The sequence below is a fragment of the Azospirillum sp. FG154 genome, assembly GCF_057809575.1.
The window spans coordinates 19,088-41,665 of sequence record NZ_JBMDKF010000008.1; the positions used below are offsets into that span (position 1 = coordinate 19,088).

Below are 22,578 nucleotides of genomic sequence, written 5' to 3' on the forward strand. Positions count from 1 at the left end.
CACTGTTGCATGGGCCGACAAACTATTCCGCGTTTTTCGGAATCCTTGTGGACGACGGGGGCCTGAAACGGCCCGCTCACCCCGCGCGCTTGGCCGCCGCCGTCTCGCGGTGCAGGATGTAGAGGCCGCTGCCGATGATGACCATGGCCCCGGCGATCACCGGCGGCGTCGGCAGATCGCCGAACACCAGATAGCCGAACAGGCTGGCCCAGACCATGCCGGTGTATTCAAAGGGCGCGACCACGGCGGGCGGGGCGCGGCGGAACGCCTGGGTAATCAGCACCTGCGCCACCGCCCCCAGGGCGCCGACCGCCGCCATCAGGGCGAATTCGGTCGCCGTCGGGGCCAGCCACACCGGAATCGACAAGACGCCGCTGACCACCGTCGTCGTCAGCAGCAGATAGACGACGATGGAGGTCGCCGTTTCGGTCTTCGACAGCCCGCGCACCGTCAGCAGCGACAGGGCGTAGAACAGCGCCGCGCACAGCCCGACCAGCACCGGAAAGGTCGGCGCGCCGCTGCTGGGCTGCGCCATCACCAGAACGCCGCCAAAGCCGATCACCACGGCCGCCCAGCGCCGCCACCCGACCTTTTCCCCCAACAGCGGGGCCGACAGCGCGGTGATGAACAGCGGCCCGGCGAAATTCAACACATAGACGTCGGCCAGCGGCAAATGCTTGAAGGCGTAAAAGAAGCAGCCCATGGAGATCAACCCGGCGAAGGCCCGCCAGACATGGGCCAAGGGCCGCTGGGTCCGCATCGACGCCACCCCGCCGCCCCGCGTCAGCGCGTAGCCGCCGATCAGCAAAAGCGCCACCGCCGAACGGACGAACATCAGTTGCGGCACCGGAAAGCTCGCCGCCAAAAACTTGATGAGCGTGTCCATCGCCGCGAACAGCACGATGGAGGCCAGGAAGCAACCGACCGCGTAGGGAACCGAATCCGCCTGGATCGGCAGAAGGGCGGCGGATGGGCCATCGGCGCATTTGACGGCGTCGGACATGAAACGGCTCGCAGACACAGAACAGGGCGGGGCTGCACAGATTATGGACAAACCCAACCGTTTCCCAATGCCGCCACCGCAGGTCTGCCCGGCGCGCCGTTTGCCCGGCAACCCGTCATCCCGTGGCGTCGCGCGCCTCGCGGCGCAGCAGATACAGGCCGCTGCCGATCACCAGCGCCAAGCCGACCGCCAGCTTCGGTTCCGGCCAATCGCCGAACAGCAGCGCGCCGAACAGCACGCCCCACAGGATTTGCGAATATTGGAAGGGCGCGATCACTGGCGAGGGGGCGTTGCGGAAGGCGGTCAACAGGCAGGTCAGCGCCACCCCGGACAACACCCCGCCCACCGCCGTCAGCGCGAAATCCTCAAAAGACGGCGTCACATAGACCGACGGCAGAAAGCCGCCCAGCACCGGCAAGGCCAACAGATTGGCGTAAAAGGGAAAGGTCAGCGCGTGCTCGGTCTGGCCCTTGTGCTGGATGATGAGGGCCGAGGCGGCGTAACTCAGCGCGCACACCGCCGCGCCGACCGCCCCGACATTGACGATCCCGGCGGCGCTGGGCCGGTTCATCACCAGAACCCCGGCAAAGCCGGTCAGCACCGCCAGCCAGCGCCGACCATCCACCCGCTCGCCGAACAGCAGGGCCGACAGCAGGGTGATGACCAGCGGCGCGGTGAACAAAATGGCGTAAACGTCGGCCATCGGCATGCGGGCGAAGGCGAAATACCCGGCGTAGCCGGTGACAAGCCCCAGGGTGGCGCGCAGCAGATGCAACCCGGGCCGCCGCGTCCCCAACAGACGCAGCCCGCCGCTCCACAGCGCCATACCGATGATGGGAATCAGGGAGAACAGCGCGTTGAAAAACACCGCCTGCGGCAGCGGATAGCCCCCGGCCATGATTTTCATCACGGCGTCGCCCGCCGAAAACAGGCCAAAGCCCAAACTCGCCAAGCCAATGGCCCGCAAATGGCCGCGCCGATGGACGCCCAGGGCGATGTCGGCCATCGCCGTCAGATCCGCTTGGCGATCAACGGCCCGCGCGGCGGCGCGACGTCCGCCACCGTGAAGGCGGCGCGCAGGCGGCGTTCCGCCTCGTCGGCCATCGCCTCCGTGCGGGCGTGGACGATGGCGAGCGGCTGGCGACCCGGCCCAACCTCCGCCCCCAACCCGGCCACCGTGTCGAAGCCGACGGCGAAGTCGATGGGATCGCTTGTCTTGGTCCGCCCGCCGCCCAGCGCCACCACCGCCATGCCGACGGCGCGGGCGTCAATGGCGGCGACCCGCCCGACCCGCTCGGCCAACACCGGGCGGATGACCGGCGCGACGTCCAGATAACGGTCGGGATTCTCCAGCAGGTCCGACGGCCCGCCCAGCGCGTGGACCATGCGGGCGAAGCGTTCCGCCGCCTGCCCGCTGCTCATCGCCCGGTCGGCCATCGCCCGGCCCGTCGCCACGTCCGGGGCCAGCTTGCACAGGGCCAGCAACTCCGCCGCCAACCGCGCCGTGACCTCATACAGCCGTGGCTCGGCGGGTTCCCCGCGCAGGATGGCCAGGCATTCGCGCATTTCCAGCGCGTTGCCCGCGCTGTGGCCCAGCACCTCGTTCATGTCGGTCAGCAGGGCTACGGCGGGCAACTCGGCGCCGACCGCGACGGTGACGATGCTTTCGGCCAGCGCCTCGGCGTCCTCAAAACGCTGCATGAAGGCGCCGGAGCCGAACTTGACGTCCATCACCAGCGCGTCAAGCCCGGCGGCCAGCTTCTTCGACAGGATCGAGGCGGTGATGAGGTCCAGCGATTCCACCGTCGCCGTCACGTCACGGATGGCGTAGAGCCGCTTGTCCGCCGGGGCGATGTCGTCGGTGGCGCCGATCACCGCGCAGCCGACCTCCTTCACCACCTTGCGCAACAGGTCGTTGTCGGGCTTGGCCTGATAGCCGGGGATCGCCTCGAACTTGTCGAGCGTGCCGCCCGTGTGGCCCAGCCCCCGGCCCGACACCATCGGCACGAAACCGCCGCAGGCCGCCAGCATCGGCGCGAGGATCAGGCTGACCTTGTCGCCGACGCCGCCGGTCGAATGCTTGTCGATCACCGGGCCGGGCAGGTTCAGGCCGCGCCAATCCATCACCGTGCCGGAATCGCGCATGGCGCGGGTCAGCGCCACCCGTTCCCCCAGATCCATGCCCCGGAAAAACACCGCCATGGCGAAGGCCGAGGCTTGGCTTTCCGTCACCGACCCGTCGGTGATGCCGCACACGAACGCCTGAATGGTCGCGGCGTCGAGCGCCATGCCGTCGCGTTTGGCCCGAACGATTTCTTGAGGAAGCATCCGCCCCGCCCTCTTCTCTCTCAATAACCTGCGGCGGGCGCCGCCGAAGCGCCGCCAAACCCCGCCGCGTCGAGCAGCGCGTCCAGCAGGCTCGACGCGCCGAAGCGGAAGGTTTGCGGCGTCGCCCAGCCCTCGCCCAGCAGATGATCGGCCAGCGCCAGAAACATCGCCGCCTCGGCGGCGTCGCGGATGCCGCCCGCCGCCTTGAAGCCGACCGGCTGACCGGATTCATAGACGCTGTCCAGCATCACCGCCGCCGCGTCCAAGGTCGCCGCCGGTTGCGTCTTGCCGGTGGAGGTCTTCAGGAAATCAGCCCCCGCCGCGATGGCGTCGCGCGACGCCCAGCCCAGCAGATCGGCGTCGGGAAATTGGCCCGATTCCAGAATGACCTTCATCAACGCCTTGTCGCCGCAGGCCTCGCGGCAGGCTTTCAGCAGCGCCACCGGCTGGGCGCGCGCGCCGTCAATGTAGGCGCGGTAGGGCAGCACCACGTCGATCTCATGCGCGCCGTCGGCGATGGCGGCGCGCGTTTCCGCCACGACGCTGGCCGCGTCGGCCTCGCCGCTCGGGAAATTCACCACGGTGGCGATGCGGATCGGCCCGCCGTCCAGCGCCTTGCGCGCGGTGGGGACGAAGCGCGGCCAGACGCAGACCGCCGCCACCGGCCCGGCGGGCGTGTCGGCGCGGGCGCACAGCGCCTCAACCGCCGCGTCGGTGTCGTCGTCGTTCAGGCTGGTCAGATCGAGCATCGCGATGGCCCGGCGGGCGCCGGCGGCGTCAGACGGCGCGCCCGCCACGGCGTCGAGCGCCCGTTGCAGATCGTCGGACAGTTTCATCACCGGGATCCATCCTGTTCGTGAAGCCGTTCCAGGAAGCCGACCAGCAGCCGTTCCAGATCGGCGGCGGCGGCGGACGCGGCGCTGAGGGTCTGGTGATGATCGACCGGCCCGTCGCTGAGGCCGACCCCGAGATTGGTGACGACGGCGCAGCCGACGACGCGCAACCCGCAATGGCGGGCGATGATGCATTCGGGAACCGTGGACATGCCGACCGCGTCGGCCCCCAGCCGTTGCATCATCCGCACCTCGGCCGGGGTCTCAAAGGACGGCCCGGCGTAGGCGGCGTAAACCCCTTCGGCCAGATCCAGCCCCTGCCCCACCGCGACGTCCTTCAACAGCGCGCGCAAGGCCGGATCCCAGGCGTCGGTCATGCTGGGGAAGCGGTCGCCAAAAGAGTCGTCGTTCGGGCCGGTCAGCGGGTTCGCGCCCAGCAGATTGAGATGGTCGGTGATCGCCATCAGGCGGCCCGGCCCCACCTCCAACCGCAGGGAGCCGACGGCGGCGGTCAGAATCAGCGTGTCGCAACCCGCCCGCTTCAGCGCCCGGATCGCCGTGCGCAGCGCGTCAAAGCCGTTGCCTTCATAGGCGTGAACCCGCCCCTGCATGCAGGCGACGTCCACCCCGCCCAGCCCGCCGACCACCAGCCGCCCGGCGTGGCCCGACACGCTGGGAACGGGAAAGCCCGGCAGATCGCCGTAGGGAATGGCGACGGAGTCGGCGATGCGGTCGGCGATCCCGCCCAGGCCGGACCCCAGCACGATCCCCACCCGTGGCCGACGGCCCGGAGCGCGGTGGAGAATGTCCGCAGCGGCGCGGTCAGCGGTCATGGTTCAAGCCTCCGGTTCAGAACGTCACATTGTCAGGGCCGAACGACTGCGGCAACAGGGCGTCCAAAGTAAAGTTTTGCCGCAGCCCCGCCGCGTCGCAGACATGGATCGGCGTGTCGGGCGCGGCGAATTCGCGGATGCGCTGGCGGCAGCCGCCGCAGGGCGTGCACAGCGGGTCGCCCGGCTCCCCGCCCATCACCACGATCATGCGGATGCGCCGGTCCCCCGCCGTCACCATCGCGCCGATGGCCGAACTTTCGGCGCATTGCCCCTGCGGATAGGCGGCGTTTTCGACATTGGCGCCGACGAAAATCCGCCCGGACTCGCCCAAAATCGCCGCCCCGACCTTGAAGCGCGAATAGGGCGCGTGGGCGTTCAGCCGCGCCGCGCGGGCGGCGTCAATCAGCGAGTCCATCAGAGCGTCCATCTGGGGGGCCAACTCGGCCATCGTCTCACCGCTCCTTGACATAGGGAACGCCGCTCGCCTTCGGGGCGATGGCCTTGCCGACGAAACCGGCCAGCAGCAGCACGGTCAGCAGATAGGGCAGCATCTGGATGAACTGCACCGGAATCACGCCAATGCCGAGCAGCGGCACGCCCTGCAACCGCACCTGCACCGCGTCGGTGAAGGCGAAGAGCAGGCAGGCGAACAGGGTCGGCCCCGGCCGCCATTTGCCGAAGATCAACGCCGCCAGCGCCAGATAGCCCTTGCCCGCCGTCATGTCCCGCACGAACCCCGCCCCATGGCCGGTGGACAGATAGGCCCCGGCCATGCCGGTCAACGCCCCCGTCACGATCAAAGCCTGATAACGCAGCCGTGTGACGGAAATGCCAGCGGTTTCCACCGCCGCCGGGTTTTCCCCCACCGCGCGCAGCCGCAGGCCAAAGCGCGAGCGGTACAGCGCCCATTGCGTGGCCAGAACGATCAGCAGCGTGACCCAAATCAACAGATTCGTGTCGTCGATCAGCTCGCGATAAATGGATCCCAACACCGGCACGCCGTTGAGCGCCTCGACGCCCGGCATCTGGATGGACGGCAGCCGGGCCGAGGCGGACAACAGCGGCGTCTGGCCGCCCTGCTTGAACCAGGCGTAGGCCAGCGTCGGAGCCAGTCCGGCGACCAGAATGTTGATCGCCATGCCCGACACCACCTGATTGCCGTTGTGGGTGATGCAGGCGAAGCCATGGATCAGCGCCAGCGTGATTCCCGCCGCCATCGCCGCCAGCAGGCCAAGCCACGGGCTGCCGGTGGTCGCGGCGGCGGCGGCGGCGAAAAAGGCCCCGGCCAGCATCTTGCCCTCCAACCCGATGTCGACCACGCCCGCCCGCTCGCAATACATCCCGGCGAAGGCGGCCAGAACCAGCGGGGTCGCCACCCGGATGGTCGCGCCCAGCAATTGCAGGATCAGGAGAAACAGATCCTCCATGGTTCAGCCCCTCCCCGCTTCCGCCGCCGGTTCGGCGGACGCCGCGCGGCGGCGGAACAGCGCCTCCACCTGCGGCTTGAACAGATTCTCCATCGCCCCGGCGAACAGGATCACCAGCCCCTGGATGACCATCACCAGCTCGCGGTTGATCGTCGGGTATTCAAAGGACACCTGCCCGCCGCCCTGGGCCAGAACGCCGAACAGCAGCGCCGCCAGAATGATGCCGACGGGGTGGTTGCGGCCCATCAGGGCGACGGCGATGCCGACGAAGCCGACGCCGCCGGTGAAGTTCAAAATGACGCGGTGCTGCACGCCGAGAATCTCGTTCACCCCGACGAATCCGGCCAACGCGCCGGAAATCAGCATGGCGATGATGATGTTGCGCGACGGCGAAATTCCGGCATAGACCGCCGCCCGCTCGTTCCGTCCAACCGTCCGCAGCTCATACCCCCAACGGGTGTGGCGCAGAAAAATCTGGAACAGCGCGCAGCAGGCCAGCGCCCACAGGAAGGACAGGTTGAGGGGGGAGGCCGGGACCGTCACGCCGACCCAGCCCAAGGCGCGCTCCATCGACGGCAACCAGACGCCGGGATCGAACTCGCGGGTTTCCGGCGATTGACTGCCCGGACGGATCAGCACGTCCACCAGCAGATAGGTCATCACCGACGCGGCGATGAAGTTGAACATGATCGTCGTGATGACGATGTGGCTGCCGCGCTTGGCCTGAAGCCACGCCGGGATGAAGGCCCAGGCCGCGCCCAGCAGCGCCGACGCGGCGATGGCCAACACCGCCACAATCGGCCAGGGCCAGCCGGTCAGGGCCAACGCCACCAACCCGGCCCCCAAGCCGCCCAAATAGGCTTGCCCCTCGCCGCCGATGTTGAACAGGCCGCAGTGAAAGGCGATGGCGACGGCCAAGCCGGTGAAGATGTAGTCGGTCGTGTAATAGAGCGTGTAGCCGATGGCCTCGGGATAGCCGACGGCCTCCGTCAGCATCAGCGACAGGACGTTGATCGGATTCTCGCCGATGACCAGAATCACCAGCCCCGACAGCGCGAAGGCGGCGACGAGGTTCAACAGCGGCAACAGCGCGTACCCAACCCAGCCCGGCACGGCGCCCGGCTGACCCCCCAGTTGCCTATGCCCTGACCCGCTTTGCACCATGCGCCCCCGACGAAGAATGATCGTCGTGGAGTCTTAACCGTCGATCCGCCAGCGCGCCAACAATTTTACAAAGCCTCGCCGTCAGTCGATCTGCGACAGCAGCCACCCTTTGAACGCGCGGATCCGCCGCGCCCGCTCCGCGCCGGGGGCGTGCGCGATGAAGTAGCTGCCGCGCTGGCGCAGCGTTTCGGAAAAGGGCTGGACCAGCCGTCCCGAGGCCAGATCGTCCTGCACCAGAAAGATCGGCAGCAGCGCCACCCCCATCCCCGCCGAGGCCGCCTCGATAATCATGAAAAAATGCTCGAAGCCCAGCGACAGCGCCGAGTCCGGCAGGGTCAGGCCGAAGGCCCCCAAATAGCCGCGCCAGGAATCGGGCCGCGTCGTGTGCTGCAACAGCCGGTGCTTGGCCAAGTCCGACGGGTGGCGCAGCGGCGGCCCTTGCTCCAGCAGCGACGGCGCGCAGAACACGCCGATGGTTTCCGCCATCAGCGGCGTCGACACGGCCCCGGCCCAGCCATCGACGCCGAATCGGATGGCGACGTCCAACGGCTCCTTGGAGAAATCGACGTTGTGTTCGCTGACGCTGACATCGACCAGAATGTCGGGATTTTCGGCCTGAAAGCCCTTCAGGCGCGGCACCAGCCAGCGTTGCGCCAGCGTCGGCAGCGCGCTGACCCGCAGCACCCCGCCATCCTGCTGCCGCACCGCCCGCGCCGCCGCCGCGATGCGGTCCAGCGCCTGCGACGCTTCGGCGTAAAAGGCCTCGCCCGACGGGGTCAGTTCGATCCCGCGCCCGACGCGGCGGAACAGCTCCACCCCCAGATCGGCGTGCAGGGTCTGCATCATCCGGCTCACCGCGCCCTGCGTCACCGACAGGTCAAGGGCGGCCTTGGTGAAGCTGAGATGACGGGCGACCGCGACGAAGCTGCGGACGGCGTTCAGGGACGGCAGGGAGCGGTCGGCCATGGCTGTGGGAAACTCATGAGTTCAACTCATAGACAGCCGCCCAAGAACTCGTTTGTCAACCCCGAACGGATGGGTTTTGCTGACGACCTCAGCCATTCACCAGCCAGAGCGAGACCCCACCCATGAGCAACGTGACGCCCTTTCACATCGCGTTCCCGGTCGATGATCTGGCCGTCGCCCGCCAGTTCTACGGCGCGGTGCTGGGCTGCCCGGAAGGGCGCAGCAGCGATCAATGGATCGACTTCAACCTGTACGGCCACCAGATCGTCGCCCATCTGAAGCCGCGCGACGACAACGCGCCGGGCGCGCACCACAACCCGGTGGACGGCCATGACGTGCCGGTGCCGCATTTCGGCGTCGTCCTGTCCCCGGCGGATTGGGACGCGCTGGCCGAACGGCTGCGCGCGGCGGGCGTCAAATTCGTCATCGAACCCTACACCCGCTTCAAGGGGCAGGTCGGCGAGCAATCGACGATGTTCTTCCTGGACCCGGCGGGCAACGCCCTGGAGTTCAAGGCCTTCGCCGATCTGGGGCAATTGTTCGCGAAGTGAATTTGGAAGGGGCGCGCTGTGCCCCCTCCCCAACCCTCCCCCGCTGACACGGGAGAGGAAGCGTGATTGAAACGCTTCTCAGTCCCCTCTCCCGCGCCCGCGCGGGGGAGGGTTAGGGTGGGGGCCAGGGCGTCAGCCCCTACCCGCACCCCGCCATCATCATGCCCAACCGCGTCTCGTCCGCCTGGTCGGGCGCGACCTCGCCCACCAGATTGCCGTCGAACATCACCAGGATGCGGTCCGACAGGGCGCGGATTTCGTCCAACTCGACCGACACCAGCAAAATCGCCTTGCCCTGGTCGCGCAGGGCGACGAGCCGCCGGTGGATGAACTCGATGGCGCCGATGTCCACGCCGCGCGTCGGTTGGCCGACCAGCAGCAGATCGGGGTTCCGCTCGATCTCGCGGGCCAGGACGATCTTTTGCTGGTTGCCGCCGGAGAAGTTGGCGGCGTTCAGCCCGCCGTTGCGCGGGCGGGTGTCGTAGGCCTCCATCTGCGCCGCGCAATTGGCGGCGACGGCGGCGCGGTCCAACAAAACCCGACCGTTCCACGCCGGATCGTCGTGGAAGCCGAGGATCGAGCATTCCTCCGCCGAAAAGCTGGTGACGAGTCCGACCTTCTGGCGATCCTCCGGGATGTGGCCGACGCCCAGACGGCGCAGGGCGTGGGCGTTGAAGCGGTCGGGGCGCCCGGCCAACTCCTCCCCCCGCAGCCGCACCGACCCGGCGAGGATCGGGCGCATGCCCGCCAAGGCCTCCAGCAACTCCGACTGGCCGTTGCCCGACACCCCGGCGATGCCGACGATTTCGCCCGCACGCACGGTCAACCCGACGCCCTTGACCCGCTCGACGCCCGACGGATCGCGGACCCGCAAGCCCTCGACGCGCAGAACCTCGGCGCCGGGCCGCGCCGGGGGCTTGTCCACCCGCAGCAGCACCTTGCGCCCGACCATCAGCTCGGCCAACTGCTCCCGGCTGGTGTCGCGGGTGGCGACGTTGGCGACCACCTGCCCGCGCCGCATCACCGTGACATGGTCGGTCAGGGCCATGATCTCGCGCAGCTTGTGCGTGATGATGATGACCGTCTTGCCCTGCTGGCGCAGCGCCCGCAGGATGGTGAACAGGTGATCGGCCTCCTGCGGGGTCAAGACGCCGGTCGGTTCGTCGAGAATCAGGATCTCGGCGCCGCGATAGAGCGCCTTGAGGATCTCGACGCGCTGCTGCGCCCCGACCGGCAGATCGCCGACCGGGCGATCAAGATCGACCTCCAGCCCGTAATCCTTGGCCAACCGGGTCAGTTCGACCCGCGCCCGCTCCAGCCCGGCGGACAGGGTGACGCCCCCCTCCGCCCCCAGCAGGACGTTTTCCAGCACGCTGAACGGGTCCACCAGCATGAAATGCTGATGGACCATGCCGATGCCGACGCCCAGCGCGTCGCGCGGGCTGCGGATGGCGACGGATCGCCCGTTCACCCGGATGTCGCCGCCATCGGCGCGGAGATAGCCGTAGACGATGCTCATGATCGTCGACTTGCCAGCTCCGTTCTCGCCGATCACGCCGTGGATGCTGCCCTTGGGAACCGACAGCGACACGTCGCGGTTGGCGTGGTTGGCGCCGAACCACTTGTTGACCGCGACCGTCTCCAGCGCGGGCGGCGGCGCCGCCTTATGAGACTCTGACATGGAACGCCGCGCCTCAGGGCTGGTACGGCTTCACCGTCAGCGATCCGGCGATGATCTGCGCCTTGGCCTCTTCCAGCTTCTTTTCGACGTCCGCCGAGATCAGCGGGCGGTTGTTGGCGTCGAGCGCGTAGCCGACCCCGTCCTCTTTCAGGCCGACCACGCGGTGGCCGGGCTTCCACGAGCCATCCTTGGCGGTCTTCATGCAGTCATAGACGACGACGTCCACCCGCTTGACCATCGAGGTCAGCACCTTGCCGGGGTGGACATGATTTTGGTTGCTGTCCACGCCGATGCTGAGCTTGCCCGAATCCGCCGCCGCCTGAAGCACGCCAAGGCCGGTGGCGCCCGCCGCCGCGAACACCACGTCGGCCCCGCGCCCGAACTGGCTCTTGGCCAGCTCCGCCCCGCGAGTCGGGTCGTTCCAGGCGGCGGGCGTGCTGCCGGTCATGTTGGTGAACACCTCGTCCGACGCGGCGACATGCTTCACCCCCTGCTCATAGCCGGTCAGGAAGTTGCGAATCAGCGGGATGTCCATGCCGCCGATAAAACCGACCTTGCCGCTTTTCGACGCGAGCGCCGCCGCCATGCCGACCAGGAAGGAGCCTTCATGCTCCTTGAACGTCACCGATTGGACGTTGGGGGCGTCGAGCTTGTCGTCGATCAGGCAGAATTTCGTGTTGGGCGATTCCTTGGCGACCTTTTCCACGGCGGCGGTCTGCGAGAAGCCGACGGCGACGATCACCGAGGCGCCACGGCGCACCAGCGTGCGCATCGCCTGCTCGCGCTGGCCTTCGTTGGTGATCTCGAATTCGCGGTAGGCGGTCCCCGTTTCCTTCTTGAACCGCTCGGCGCCGTTGTAGGCCGCCTCGTTGAACGACTTGTCGAACTTGCCGCCCTGATCGAACACAACCGCCGGAGCGAAATCGTCCGCCTGGGCGGGAAGCGCCGTCAGCGACAACGACAGCCCCAAAGCCGAACCGGCCAGCAGCGCCGCAAGAACACGAGTCGTCATGGTTCATTCACTCCGGGATGTCGAAACCTGACCGAAAGGATAACCGCCCCATCAATTCGCACAACAAAGAAACGCGCGGTCATTCCTGTTGAATCGGGACCGCCCCCGGTTGACGGATGAGGCCGGGGCGTTTATGACCGCGCCGAAGGCGAACATGTCCAATCGTCGCCGCAACGCAAATCTTGGAATGGGGGCGACGCTCGGTGCAAGGCTTGTGGGTGCTGATGCAGGGGATCGTCCTTGGGTTCGCCATCGCCGCGCCCGTCGGGCCGATTGGTCTGCTGTGCATCCGCCGCACGCTTCAGCACGGGCCGCTGATGGGCTTCTTCACCGGATTCGGCGCGGCCATCGCCGACACTTTTTACGGCGCCATCGCCGCCTTTGGCGTGTCCAACGCCCTCAGCTTTCTGCGCGGGCACGAGATCACGTTCCAACTGGTCGGCGGCGTTTTTCTGCTGATCGTCGCCGTCCGCACCTTCCACCAGAAACCCGACGCCGAAGAACGCGAAGCCGCCGCCGCCCCGGACAGCAAGACCTGGATCGGCGGCTTCATGACCGGCCTGTCGCTGACCCTGACCAACCCGGCCACCATCATGGCCTTCATCGCCATTTTCGCCGGTTTCGGCCTGGGCGGCACATTGGATCAAGTGCAGGCCTCCACCCTGGTGCTGGGCGTGTTTCTGGGGTCGTCGCTGTGGTGGTTCACCCTGTCCACCGGGGTGGCGGCGGTGCGCCACCGCATTTCCGACCGGGGTCTGGTGATGCTCAACCATTGCACCGGCGTGGCGCTGGCCGCTTTCGGCCTGTGGGCTTTGGGCATGGCCGCCACCGGCATCGCCGCGAACGTCTGAACACGCCGCTTCGGTCGCTCAGCTTTCCGGTTTTTTCTCCTCTGCCGCAATCAATTCCCGCGCCTGCCGGTGGGTCACGACGCCCCGCTCAGTCAGACGGGTCAACAGCGCGGCGGCAAGCTCAGCCTGAACGCGGACCTGCGCGAAGGGATCGACCGCCATCGAAACGGCGGGAAGGGCGCCCTTGACCGCGAAAAACGAAGCCATCTGGTCAAGAGACGCGCCCGCCAGGGTCGGTTCCAACGCGACCGCCAAAGCCCCCAGATCGAGCGCTGGCGCGGTCACGGGCGGCAAACCCGCTTGAACGCAGGCCCGCGTCAGCGCCGACAAGGCCGCATCGACGCCGACGCCGACCACCACGCAATGGCGCAGCGTTTCGGCAAGCGTTGGCCAAACGGCGGCGAAGGGGCGCTCGCCCGCCACCCGCTCCGTGTCGACGCCATGACGGCGGGTGGCTTCCGCCGTGATCGGTTCCGCCGGATTGACCAGCAGCGACAGCGACACCGTGCGGAAGACGCGGGCGCCGACCAACCGCATCGCGCCAATCGCCACCACCGCGCCGTCCCCCGGTTCGGCGCCGGCGGTCGCCACCCACAAGACGACAAAGGGCAAGGCGGCCAGCGGGTCGTCATCGCCCAGCGGCATCGGGTGGCCCGCCGACCGGAAGGTGAACGCCCGTTTCCCGACGCCGCCCGCCGAAACGCTTTGGCCGCGCTGGGGAAACGCCAAAACCATTCCGGCGTTCAGGCCCAAATCGGCGACTCGCGCCGACAGCTCCACGCCATCCAAACGGCGCAACACAGCCGTGACCGCGTCGCCCGCCCCCCGCGCCCGCTCGATGGCGCGGGCGAGATCGGCGCGGATCAAAAACTGACCGATGTCGCCGCCCGGCTCCGCCCCGTCAAGCAGGCGAGCGGCGGCCGCGTTCAGACGTTCAACGCGCCCGCCCTCGTCCAACAGCGCGAACGGCTCCTCGGCCAACGCCAGAACCGCCGACAGGCTCTTGTCCGACCGTCCCGGAACGGCTCGATCCGCCGCGCGCGGCCCGGTCGCAATGGCCAAATGAGCGATTCGTCCCACCTCGTCTTGCCGCCCGGCCAGCCAAGCCTCGTCGCTGGGCCGGACCCGCCCGGACGACAAAGCGTCGCGCAGCCGCCCCAAATCTCGAAAATGCCGAGACATCTTTGCAAACGTCACCCACAGCGCCAACAGTCCCAAGCCCGCCGCCGTCATGTCCAACGCATAGGCCGCCCGATCATCCCCGATCTGCGAAATCCGCTCGACCGCCAGAACGGTCAGCGCCGCCGAGGCGACCGCCAGCCCCAGCATAGCAACCCGCCACGCACCGCCCAGCATCGGGCCGTCTCCCCCGCTCCCGTGATCCTGCCCGACATTAGCCGGGGAGACCGGCGAAGGCACAGCGCAAAGGTCGGCTCCCGCGTCACCATGATTGAACGACCAATCAATCCATCACACACGCCGACAAAGACGAGGGAAGACCAACACGCCCAATCCGTCATGCTCCTGTCGCCACCGCCTTCCCCTCACCTCCATAGGCTGAAAGGGCTAGGAGGAAGCCTAAAATACGACACAATTGATTGCGAAACCTGGGTGGCCATTTTGTCAAATTTCCGTGTTCCCGCGCTCGAAATCCCATGTTAAGAACATGACACACAACGCGATCACTCCATTCTTCACCCCTGATTCATTTGGGAGGTCGGCATGACCTTGGTCTATCGCCCCCTGCCCTATGGTGGGCACGAGGGTCGGCGGACGGGTCGGCGCGTGGCGCTGGTTTTGTTCCTGGCGTTGGTCGCGCCCGTCATAATCGGGGTTGGCTGCACCATCGACACCCTACGCGGTTACGCCGTTCAGGCGCGTCTGTCGCAGGCGGTCGACGCGGCGGCGCTGGCCGGTGGGCGCGTCATGTTCGACACCCAACGCGACGGCCACATCCGCAGCTTTTTCGACAAGGCCTTCCCCAATGGCTTTCTTGGCGCGCAAGCGACGCAACTGACCATCGCCGACGACCTGGACGCCGGCACCTTGACCGTCAGCGGCAGCGCCTCGCTCAACGCCCTGTTTCTTAAGCTGTTCGGCAACGGCAACGTGAAGGTCGAAGCCCACTCGATCGTGCGTCGAACCAGCCTGCACGCCCGCAAGGCCCTGTAATCCACCAAACATCGACCTTGGTCAAATCAGACTGCGGCGCCGACGCCTCACCCCATGATGGTGGCGCGGGCGGGCGGCGGCGAATCGGGAAGACGCAAGGGTGAAACCGGCGTCTCCGACGTCCCATTCGTGGGGGCGACGGCGGGACCTTGCCACCACCAGCCATTGCTCAACCACGACCAGGCGGCGGTCGGCCCCGACAGCAGCCATTCCATCCAACCAACGGGCGGGCGCATGTCGCTGATGGTCTTGTCGGTCCACTCCTTGACCGGCTTCAGCCATTCCTCGGCCTCGTCCAGGCGTTTGGAGAGGTTCTTCAGATCGGCCTTCTGCTCGGCGATTTGCGCGGACACCTGTTCCTGAAGCGCCATCAGGCGATCCAAAAAGCCGCCGGGCTTGTCCCCCTCGCTCGCCGCGCCACGCAGGCCCGCCACATCCTCGCGCAGCGCGACGATGGCGCTTTCCAAGGCTTGCTGACGCTCCTCCAGCCCCTTGACCGCCGGGCTGGCGCCAATTTGCTTGCGGATGTCGGCCAGCGCCGAATCCATGCTGTTCAGCCGCTCGTTCAACGCCGCCGCGACCGGTTCCGGTTGCGAGGCGGCGGCGGGCGGCGGCGAAGCTGGGGCTGGGGCTGGGGCCGGAACGGCCTCTGGCGCGGAAGCCGTCGCCGGGGCGACCTCCGCGACCGGGGCCGGAACCGCAGGCGGGTCCACCGGACGCAACAGGTCGGCGAAGACATAACCGCGCCGCCCATCCTCACGCGTCACCGCGTACCACGGCGAATCGACCACCTTGCCCGTGACCACGACCTTGGCGCCGGAATCGATCTGACCAATCCGCGCGCCCTGCTGGCTTGGCTGCTGGCGCAGATTGATCCGCGCCACCGCGACATAGGCGCCGCTCAACGGCTCAAGCCGCACCGATTCAGTCGACGCCGGAGCCGTGGGACGCGCGGTCTGCGCCGCAGCGGGGTTGCAAACGGCCACACCCAACGCGCCAATGGTTAGAGCGACGACCGCGACGCTGCGGACGCGGGACAATGACGGCGGTCGGGTCATCGGGCTTCCGGCTCCTCGCTCACGAAATTTTCTTCACGCATCAGCTTGTCGATCTCGGCCTCTTCCTTCTTCAACTGACGGTCAAGCTCGCCGTTGACCGGGCGACTGCTCCACAAGGCGTCCGCGTAGAAGGTGTCGTACCAGTTTTGAAGCGTGTTCATGCCAACGTCAATTGCCACGGTCCCAATCAAGGACGCGGCGACCACCGCCGTGGTGAGAGAAAACGGCCCCATGATGCGTAAGCTCCCTCCCGGTTGGGTCAGTAGGTTTGGACGGCGAGATCGCCGGTCTGGCTGAGCAGCCGTTCCAACGAGGGATGACCAAAGCGGTGAAACAGCACCGGCGTCGTCAGCGTGTCCAGCATGGTCGAGCTGATGAGGCCGCCGAAAATGACCAGAGCCACCGGATGGAGAATTTCGCCGCCCGGCGCGTCCGACACGATCAGCAGCGGGATCAACGCCAAACCCGCCGACAGCGCCGTCATCATAACCGGCATCAGCCGTTCGTCACAGCCCCGCACCACCAATTCGCGCCCGATCGGCACCTCGTCGTGCAAAGCGAGGTTGATGAAATGGCTGATCTTCAGCACGCCGTTGCGCACGGCGATGCCGGCGACGGCGATGAAGCCGATCATCGCGGCCAAACTGAGATCCTCGCCGAACAGCCACAAGGCGCCGACGCTGCCGATCAAAGCCAGCGGGATGTTGCCCATGATGATGATGGTCAACACCGCCGAACGGTAACGCTGGTAGAGCACCAAAAACACCATGGCGGCGGACAGCGTCGCCAGCGCGGCCATGACGCCACGGCCGTCTTCCTCTTGGCGGAAGCTGCCCTCAAGATTGGTGCTGTAGCCCTGGGGCAGCGGCGTCGCGGCGATGGCCGCGCGCATCTTGGCGACGATGGCCGACAGATCCGACCCATCCGTGTTGGCCGTCACCGCGATGCGGCGCAGGCCGTTTTCGCGCATGATCTGGTTGGGGCCGTCGGTGTTGACCACGGCGGCGATGGAGGACAACGGCACATAACCCGCCGGGGTTTCCATGCGCAGTTGCGCCAAGGCTTCCATCGAACGGTCGGCGTCCGACAGCTTCATCAGCACGTCGAACCGCTTGCCGTCGTCGATCACCTGCGACACCACCCGCCCGTTCGACAGGCTTTCCAGCGCCTGCGTCATCGCCGCCGGCGTCACGCCGAACAGCTTGGCGCGGGCGTAATCCATGGTGATGCGGATCTGCGGCACCCGAACCTGCTGTTCGACCAACAGATCGAGCAAACCCGGAATTTCCGAGAAGCGCTGTTGGAAGTTCTCCGCCAACACACGCAGCGTGCCGAGATCGTCGCCGTAAATTTTCAGCACGATGGCGCCGCGCACGCCGTTCTGCGCCACCTGCATGCGCGACGTCAGAAACTGCGTCACCGTCAGATCGACCGGCAGAATGGACAGGCGATGACGCAGATCCTCAATGACCTCGCCCCGGCTGCGCTTGCCCAGCGCGATGCGGATGGGAAACTCGCTGGAGCTGACCGGATCGGCGTCCTCGTCATTCTCGTTGCGGCCGGTCCGCCGCGACACGCTGATGACTTCCGGCACCTGAAGGATCAACTGTTCGGCCATTTGACCGATCCGCACCGAATCGGTCAACGAGATGCCGGGTTTGTTCATCACCTGGACGTACAACGTCCCTTCGTTGAAGGGCGGCAGAAAAGAGCGGGGCAGAAACGGCAACGTCATCGCCGCCACCGTCACCAGCCCGACGGCGGCCAACAACAGGCTTTTTTGATGATCCAGCGCCCAGTTGAGCGCCCGAAGGTTCGCGGCCTTCATCATCATGACCGGCTTGCTGTGATAGGACGCGCCCAGCTCCTTCATCGCGGGCAGGAAGTAGGAGCACAAGACCGGCGTCAGCGTCATCGACACCACGAGGCTGGCGAAGATCGACACGATGTACGCCAAGCCAAGCGGCCCGAACAACCGCCCTTGCTCGCCCGGCATGAAGAACAACGGCATGAAGACGAGAAGAATAATCATCGTCGCGTAGACGATGCCCGACCGCACTTCGCCCGAAGCGTCGGCGATCACCGTCAAAACCGGGCGCGGCAAACGCCGCTCTCGATTTTCCGTCAAACGCCGCAGGATGTTTTCGACGTTCACCACCGAATCATCAACCAACTGACCAATGCCGATGGCGATGCCGCCCAGCGTCATGGTGTTGATCGTCGCGCCCATCAGATGAAAGGTGATGATCGTCACCAGCAGCGAGATCGGAATCGACAGCATGGCGATCAAAGTCGTCTGCACGTTCATCAGGAAGGCCAGCAGCACGATCACCACGATGATGATCGCGTCGCGCAGCACATGCTTGACGGTGTCGATGGAGTCGCTGATGAGTTCCGCTTGGCTGTAGGAGATCTGTTCGGCGTGAACGCCGCGCGGCAGGCTGGGGGCCAGCCCCTTCATCATCGCCTCGACCGCCGCCGCCGTGTTGACGGTGTTGGCGTTGGGATGCTTGAGGATCGACAGCAGAACCGCCGGACGCCCATTGAAACTGCCGTCGCCGCGCTTGACCTTTGGCGCGAAGCCAACCTCGCCAAGCTGGCTCAGCAGCACCGGCTTCTCCTCGCGGTAGGTGACGACGAGGTTGCGGATGTCTTCGAGGCTGCGGCTGCGGCTGACGTTGCGGATGATGAATTCGGAATTGTGCAGATCGTTGAAACCGCCGCTGCTGTTGGCGCCAAAGGCGCTCAACGCCTGTTCGACCTTGGTGATGCTGATGTCGAGCGTGCGCAAACGCCCCAGATCCGGGGTGAAACGGAACTGCCGAACGTCGCCGCCGACCGTGTAGACCTGGGACACCCCTTCCACCGCCATCAGCCGTGGGCGGATCGTCCAATCGGCCAGCTCGCGCAAGGCCATCATGTCCGGGCCGTCGGTGGTCAGCGCGATTTGCATGATGAGGCCCGCCACCGACGACATCGGCGCCAATTGCGGCGTCACTGAATCGGGCAAGCGGTCGCGCACCATGCCGATGCGTTCGGTCACGATCTGGCGGTTGCGGTAGGGATCGGTGCCCCACTGGAATTCCGCGTAGATCAGCGAGAAACCGGGGCTGGACACGCTGCGCACCCGCGACACGCCGGGCATGCCGTTCAGAACGGTTTCCAGCGGGAAGGTGACAAGCTGTTCCACCTCTTCCGGGGCCAGACCGCCAGCCTCCGTCACCACGGTGACGACCGGCTGGTGCAATTCCGGCAACAGGGCGATCGGCATGTCACGACCGATCACCACCCCCCAAATGGCGAGGAGAAGGGTCAGAATCAGAACCGGGACACGCTGATGCAGACAGATCCCAACGAGCGCTTGAAACATTCTTTTGTCCCGTCAGGCGGTTCCGGCGCCAGCCAAAGGCGGCAAATGACGACGGCGGCTGCGCCACGCCAAAAAGCTCAACCCAACGAAAGCGACGAGACCGAAGCTGTACCACAAGGGCCGCAAGCGCCCTTCGACCGTTTGCGGCGGCGCGCTTGGCGCCACCACCAGATCCGCGACCATCTGACCGTCGCCAAGCGCGCTGTTGACCGACACGGTCAGCGCGGTGTGGCCGACCAGCGGCTCGAACGGCCCGGCCCGGTAGACGCCCGGCGCGGTTTCTTTCAAAACCAGTTCGGTTTTCGGCGTCTTGATCCGAACGCTGCCGCCCAACACCGGAGCGTTGTCGCTCAGCCGGTCGAGAAAGGCGTAAATGTTGTTGTTCGCGGCGATCACCACAACGCCAACGGGGCCGACCGACGCCGCCACACGGGGCGATTCACGCTCCTCGTCGGAAGCGGCGAAGGCGTTGGTCGCCCCCGCGCCCGCAAGCAACGACGTCATCACGACAGCCAGCCCAAGCGCGCGCGGCGCAGAGAAGGCGCTGCCTGAAACGGTACGGATGAATCCCATGGCGTTCGTCCTCCCTCGTTTTTGGGCGTTACTGCAACTGAATCAAAAGCCGCGTCCCCTGCGTGACGATCTGCGCGCCCGGCGTCAGCCCGGCGGTGATGAGCACGCTGCGGCCATCGATCGGTTCGGTCTTGACCGTGCGCGGCACGAACACCTCCGGCGCCACATGCTCCCACACCTGCTCCAACCCGCTGGAGCCGGTGACGACCGAATCGCGCGGCACCGCGATGCCGCTGCGCGAGGTTTGCTTGCTGCGAATGGCCACCGTCACCGGACGGCCAACCCGCAAGCCGGGAATGGGGTGGTCGATGCGGAACATCAACGGCACCGCCTGCTGTTGCAAGGCCAACCCGCTGCCGACGAACCCGATGTCGAGCGCCTGTCCTTCCGGCGTCATCGCGACGGCGGCGTCAACGGCGGCGGCGGTTTTGGCCACGTCGGGGTCGGCGGCGATGGCCTCGACCCACAGGCGGTTGGGGTTGACGATCTCGAAGATTTTCTCGCCCGGATGCACGATCCGACCGTTGATCGCGTTGGACACCGAGATCACGCCGTCGGTGGACGCGCGCAGCACCTCTTGCGTCTGAAGCATCGGCAACAGAGACGACCGCTCGCGCCGCAAACCTTCCAACCGCATTTCGGATTGGATGATCTTGCCGTCGCGGAACGGAACGAACCAGAATTGCTTCATCAATTCCAGGCTCTCCGCCGTGATGCGGATCTCGTTGGTCAGACGCGCCACCTCGCGCCGGACCTGGGTGCGGTCAACCACGCCGACCGACGGCGTGACATAGCCAAGAATTTGCCCCTGCTTGACCGTGTCGCCCAGCACCGGCAGTCCGGTTTTGGGCGGTTCGATCCGGCCAATCAGGCTGGTCTCGACATCGCCATGGGCGTTGGGATCGGGAATGATCCGGCCCGGAAGCTGCACCGACAACGCGGTCTTGGCCGTCTCAACCTTCTGCGTGCGCATGTCGAACAGGCGCTGCAACGGCTTGGGCACAAAGAACGAGCCGTCAGAGCGGCGGCGCGCCTTGTCAAACACGAAATCGCTGAACAGCTTGGGGTCAAGCGGCTCGCTGGCCGTCGTCGCCCCCGCGACCATCGGCGCCGGTTTTGGCGGGACCGCAGGGGCGGCGGCCTCCGCCGCAGGCTGAGAGGCCGTTGACGGAACCGGCGGGGGCGCCTCCGCCGCGACAGGCGCTGAAACAGGAGCAGGCGCTGAAACAGGCGCGGCCTCCACCGGCGCGGCGATCGGCGCGGGTTGCGGCGGCGGAGGCGTCGGAACGGGGGCGGGATCTTGAGAACGCGGCGGCTCTCCCACCTGATCGCCCAGGCCGGTCAGTTCCGGTTCGCCGGTGCGGAAGCTGTTGACCGGGGTGCCATTGGCGCCAAACACATAGGCGACTTCCCAGGCGAACTGCCCGACCATCTGGCTGGCCGATTGCATCGACGCGCCAACCGCCTTGAACGGCGTCGCCACCATGCCGCCCACGCTCATCAACGCCGACGCGCCCGACGTCGCGATCCCCACGCCGCCATCGACGACGCTGGCCGCAGCCTTTTGGGCCGTGTCCATCATGCTCGGCGGCGGCGGCGGCGGCACCGTGCGCCCGCCGGACATGACGGTGAGGTCGGCGTCGTCCACAGCCGAGCGCGACCACCAGGACGCGCCCGCCGCCTGGCCAAACGTCAGAGCCGTCAAAGCAACGCCGCTGAACAAGACCGCACGATTAAGCCGCATCACGCGGAACCTCCCCCTGACGTCCACCACATCGGCGCCGCAATTGTGAATTGCATTTTCTGTTTTGAAGTCTTGACCTCTTCTGCCCCTCAGCATGCCTTAATTTCGCAGCGCAAGAAAGGTTATTGTCGCTGCATGAAAGCCCTGAAATCCTGATGTTGCAATTGGTTACAGACGTGAGACATCAACCGAGGCCGCGAGAGGAATTACTGCTGGTCGCCACCATAGGGGGCGCCCGCGATTGAAGCGCCCGCGCATTGGGCGTCGCGAATCCGGGTGTACAAGCCGCGCTCCAGAGCATAGGCGTCGAGTTGAGGTTCGCGGACGAAATTTTCGATGAAGCCGTCTTCCAGGTAGCGAACCATGCCGTCGCTCGTCCGGTAGGTCATATACCCTTGCAACCCCAGAGCGGAGTAGGTCCCAATCATCGTCGCCGTGCGCCCCAACAGATCCCGCCCGTTGGTCGGCCCCAAAAATGGCAGAACCATGTAGGGGCCAGCCCCAACCCCCCATTGGCACAAGACAAGGCCCAAGTCGTCCTGTTGGCTCTTCAGGGCGTAGCGCGTGGCGGCCACGTCGTACCAGCCGCCAACGCCCGCCGTGGTGTTGATGAGAAAGCGCCCAAGCGACGCGCCCGCGTTGGGAAAATCGGCGCGCAGGCTGCTGCTGACGGCGGTCCAGGGTTCGCGCAGATTGGCGAACACATTGGATATTCCGGCCCGCGTGCTGTTCGACAAACGGCTTCCATAGGCTTGGCGCAGGGGTTCCAGCGCGCTGGAATTGACGCTGTTGTTGAAGGCGAACATCGCCCGATTGTAGGATTCCCACGGGTCAAACGCCGTCAGATCAAGCGCCTGGGCCGAACGCCCGACAGTCAGAGACGCCAGCAGCGAAAGCGAGAGCGTCAACACGCGGATGCTCTTCATAACTGTGCTTCCCCTGTTCAATCCGAAATCGGTCACACCAAAACTTTGGCGGGCCGCCTCACTGTAGCGGGAAGCCACCATCGACG

General features: G+C 66.6%; 21 protein-coding genes. 3 read left to right on the forward strand and 18 right to left on the reverse strand.

Going from position 1 to position 22,578, the window contains the following annotated elements; all coding sequences use genetic code 11:
• Positions 1-76: 76 nt before the first annotated feature.
• From ACODS4_RS11380 to gcvA, 9 genes are all read right to left on the reverse strand, one after another.
• Positions 77-1,003, reverse strand: coding sequence for a DMT family transporter (locus ACODS4_RS11380; protein WP_488863645.1), 927 nt, complete (start codon positions 1,001-1,003; stop codon positions 77-79).
• Positions 1,004-1,118: 115 nt separating this feature from the next.
• A complete protein-coding gene (locus ACODS4_RS11385; protein ID WP_488863647.1) occupies positions 1,119-2,009 on the reverse strand; it encodes a DMT family transporter in 891 nt (296 codons plus the stop codon).
• A gap of 5 nt (positions 2,010-2,014) precedes the next feature.
• Entirely contained in the window at positions 2,015-3,331 is a 1,317-nt protein-coding gene (gene deoA, locus ACODS4_RS11390; protein WP_488863649.1) for a thymidine phosphorylase, read from the reverse strand.
• A 20-nt stretch (positions 3,332-3,351) separates the two neighbouring features.
• Entirely contained in the window at positions 3,352-4,167 is an 816-nt protein-coding gene (gene deoC / locus ACODS4_RS11395; protein WP_488863651.1) for a deoxyribose-phosphate aldolase, read from the reverse strand.
• Positions 4,167-4,997 carry a purine-nucleoside phosphorylase gene (locus tag ACODS4_RS11400; protein WP_488863653.1) on the reverse strand — a complete coding sequence of 277 codons (831 nt, stop codon included), beginning with the start codon at positions 4,995-4,997 and terminating at the stop codon, positions 4,167-4,169. Before ACODS4_RS11400 ends, deoC begins: the two co-directional genes overlap by 1 nt.
• A gap of 16 nt (positions 4,998-5,013) precedes the next feature.
• Entirely contained in the window at positions 5,014-5,445 is a 432-nt protein-coding gene (gene cdd / locus ACODS4_RS11405) for a cytidine deaminase (protein WP_488863655.1), read from the reverse strand.
• Between the two features lie 4 nt (positions 5,446-5,449).
• A complete protein-coding gene (locus ACODS4_RS11410; protein ID WP_488863657.1) occupies positions 5,450-6,424 on the reverse strand; it encodes an ABC transporter permease in 975 nt (324 codons plus the stop codon).
• Positions 6,425-6,427: 3 nt separating this feature from the next.
• Positions 6,428-7,588, reverse strand: a complete 1,161-nt coding sequence (locus tag ACODS4_RS11415; protein WP_488863659.1) for an ABC transporter permease — start codon at positions 7,586-7,588, stop codon at positions 6,428-6,430.
• A gap of 81 nt (positions 7,589-7,669) precedes the next feature.
• The gene (gene gcvA, locus ACODS4_RS11420; protein WP_488863661.1) at positions 7,670-8,554 is read right to left on the reverse strand and encodes a transcriptional regulator GcvA; all 885 of its coding nucleotides are present in this window, start codon (positions 8,552-8,554) and stop codon (positions 7,670-7,672) included.
• 122 nt (positions 8,555-8,676) lie between these two features.
• On the opposite strand from gcvA, the gene ACODS4_RS11425 reads away from it, so the two are divergent.
• Positions 8,677-9,105 carry a VOC family protein gene (locus tag ACODS4_RS11425; RefSeq protein WP_488863663.1) on the forward strand — a complete coding sequence of 143 codons (429 nt, stop codon included), beginning with the start codon at positions 8,677-8,679 and terminating at the stop codon, positions 9,103-9,105.
• A 139-nt stretch (positions 9,106-9,244) separates the two neighbouring features.
• Here the strand turns inward: ACODS4_RS11425 and ACODS4_RS11430 are convergent, their stop codons facing one another.
• The gene (locus tag ACODS4_RS11430; protein ID WP_488863665.1) at positions 9,245-10,786 is read right to left on the reverse strand and encodes an ABC transporter ATP-binding protein; all 1,542 of its coding nucleotides are present in this window, start codon (positions 10,784-10,786) and stop codon (positions 9,245-9,247) included.
• A 13-nt stretch (positions 10,787-10,799) separates the two neighbouring features.
• A complete protein-coding gene (locus tag ACODS4_RS11435; protein WP_488863667.1) occupies positions 10,800-11,798 on the reverse strand; it encodes a BMP family lipoprotein in 999 nt (332 codons plus the stop codon).
• A 224-nt stretch (positions 11,799-12,022) separates the two neighbouring features.
• Between ACODS4_RS11435 and ACODS4_RS11440 the strand changes: the two genes are divergently transcribed.
• Positions 12,023-12,649, forward strand: coding sequence for a LysE family translocator (locus ACODS4_RS11440; RefSeq protein WP_488863669.1), 627 nt, complete (start codon positions 12,023-12,025; stop codon positions 12,647-12,649).
• Between the two features lie 18 nt (positions 12,650-12,667).
• On the opposite strand, the gene ACODS4_RS11445 is transcribed toward ACODS4_RS11440, so the two are convergent.
• Positions 12,668-14,005: an exonuclease domain-containing protein gene (locus ACODS4_RS11445; protein WP_488863671.1), complete on the reverse strand. Its 1,338-nt coding sequence runs from the start codon at positions 14,003-14,005 to the stop codon at positions 12,668-12,670.
• A 366-nt stretch (positions 14,006-14,371) separates the two neighbouring features.
• On the opposite strand from ACODS4_RS11445, the gene ACODS4_RS11450 reads away from it, so the two are divergent.
• A complete protein-coding gene (locus ACODS4_RS11450) occupies positions 14,372-14,821 on the forward strand; it encodes a TadE/TadG family type IV pilus assembly protein (protein ID WP_488863673.1) in 450 nt (149 codons plus the stop codon).
• Between the two features lie 47 nt (positions 14,822-14,868).
• Here ACODS4_RS11450 and ACODS4_RS11455 read toward each other — a convergent pair whose 3' ends face one another.
• The 6 genes from ACODS4_RS11455 to ACODS4_RS11480 all read right to left on the reverse strand — a co-directional run bounded on the left by ACODS4_RS11455 (position 14,869) and on the right by ACODS4_RS11480 (position 22,492).
• Positions 14,869-15,879: an SH3 domain-containing protein gene (locus tag ACODS4_RS11455; RefSeq protein ID WP_488863675.1), complete on the reverse strand. Its 1,011-nt coding sequence runs from the start codon at positions 15,877-15,879 to the stop codon at positions 14,869-14,871.
• Complete coding sequence (locus ACODS4_RS11460; protein WP_488863677.1) at positions 15,876-16,040, reverse strand: hypothetical protein; 165 nt, start codon at positions 16,038-16,040, stop codon at positions 15,876-15,878. The genes ACODS4_RS11455 and ACODS4_RS11460 overlap by 4 nt, the downstream gene beginning before the upstream one ends.
• Before the next feature lie 98 nt (positions 16,041-16,138).
• Positions 16,139-19,249 (reverse strand): efflux RND transporter permease subunit, encoded by a 3,111-nt coding sequence (locus tag ACODS4_RS11465; protein ID WP_488863679.1) that lies wholly within the window; start codon positions 19,247-19,249, stop codon positions 16,139-16,141.
• A 12-nt stretch (positions 19,250-19,261) separates the two neighbouring features.
• Entirely contained in the window at positions 19,262-19,753 is a 492-nt protein-coding gene (locus ACODS4_RS11470) for a hypothetical protein (protein WP_488863681.1), read from the reverse strand.
• Between the two features lie 97 nt (positions 19,754-19,850).
• Positions 19,851-21,566, reverse strand: coding sequence for an efflux RND transporter periplasmic adaptor subunit (locus tag ACODS4_RS11475; RefSeq protein ID WP_488863682.1), 1,716 nt, complete (start codon positions 21,564-21,566; stop codon positions 19,851-19,853).
• Between the two features lie 206 nt (positions 21,567-21,772).
• Entirely contained in the window at positions 21,773-22,492 is a 720-nt protein-coding gene (locus ACODS4_RS11480; RefSeq protein ID WP_488863684.1) for an MlaA family lipoprotein, read from the reverse strand.
• Between the last annotated feature and the right edge of the window lie 86 nt (positions 22,493-22,578).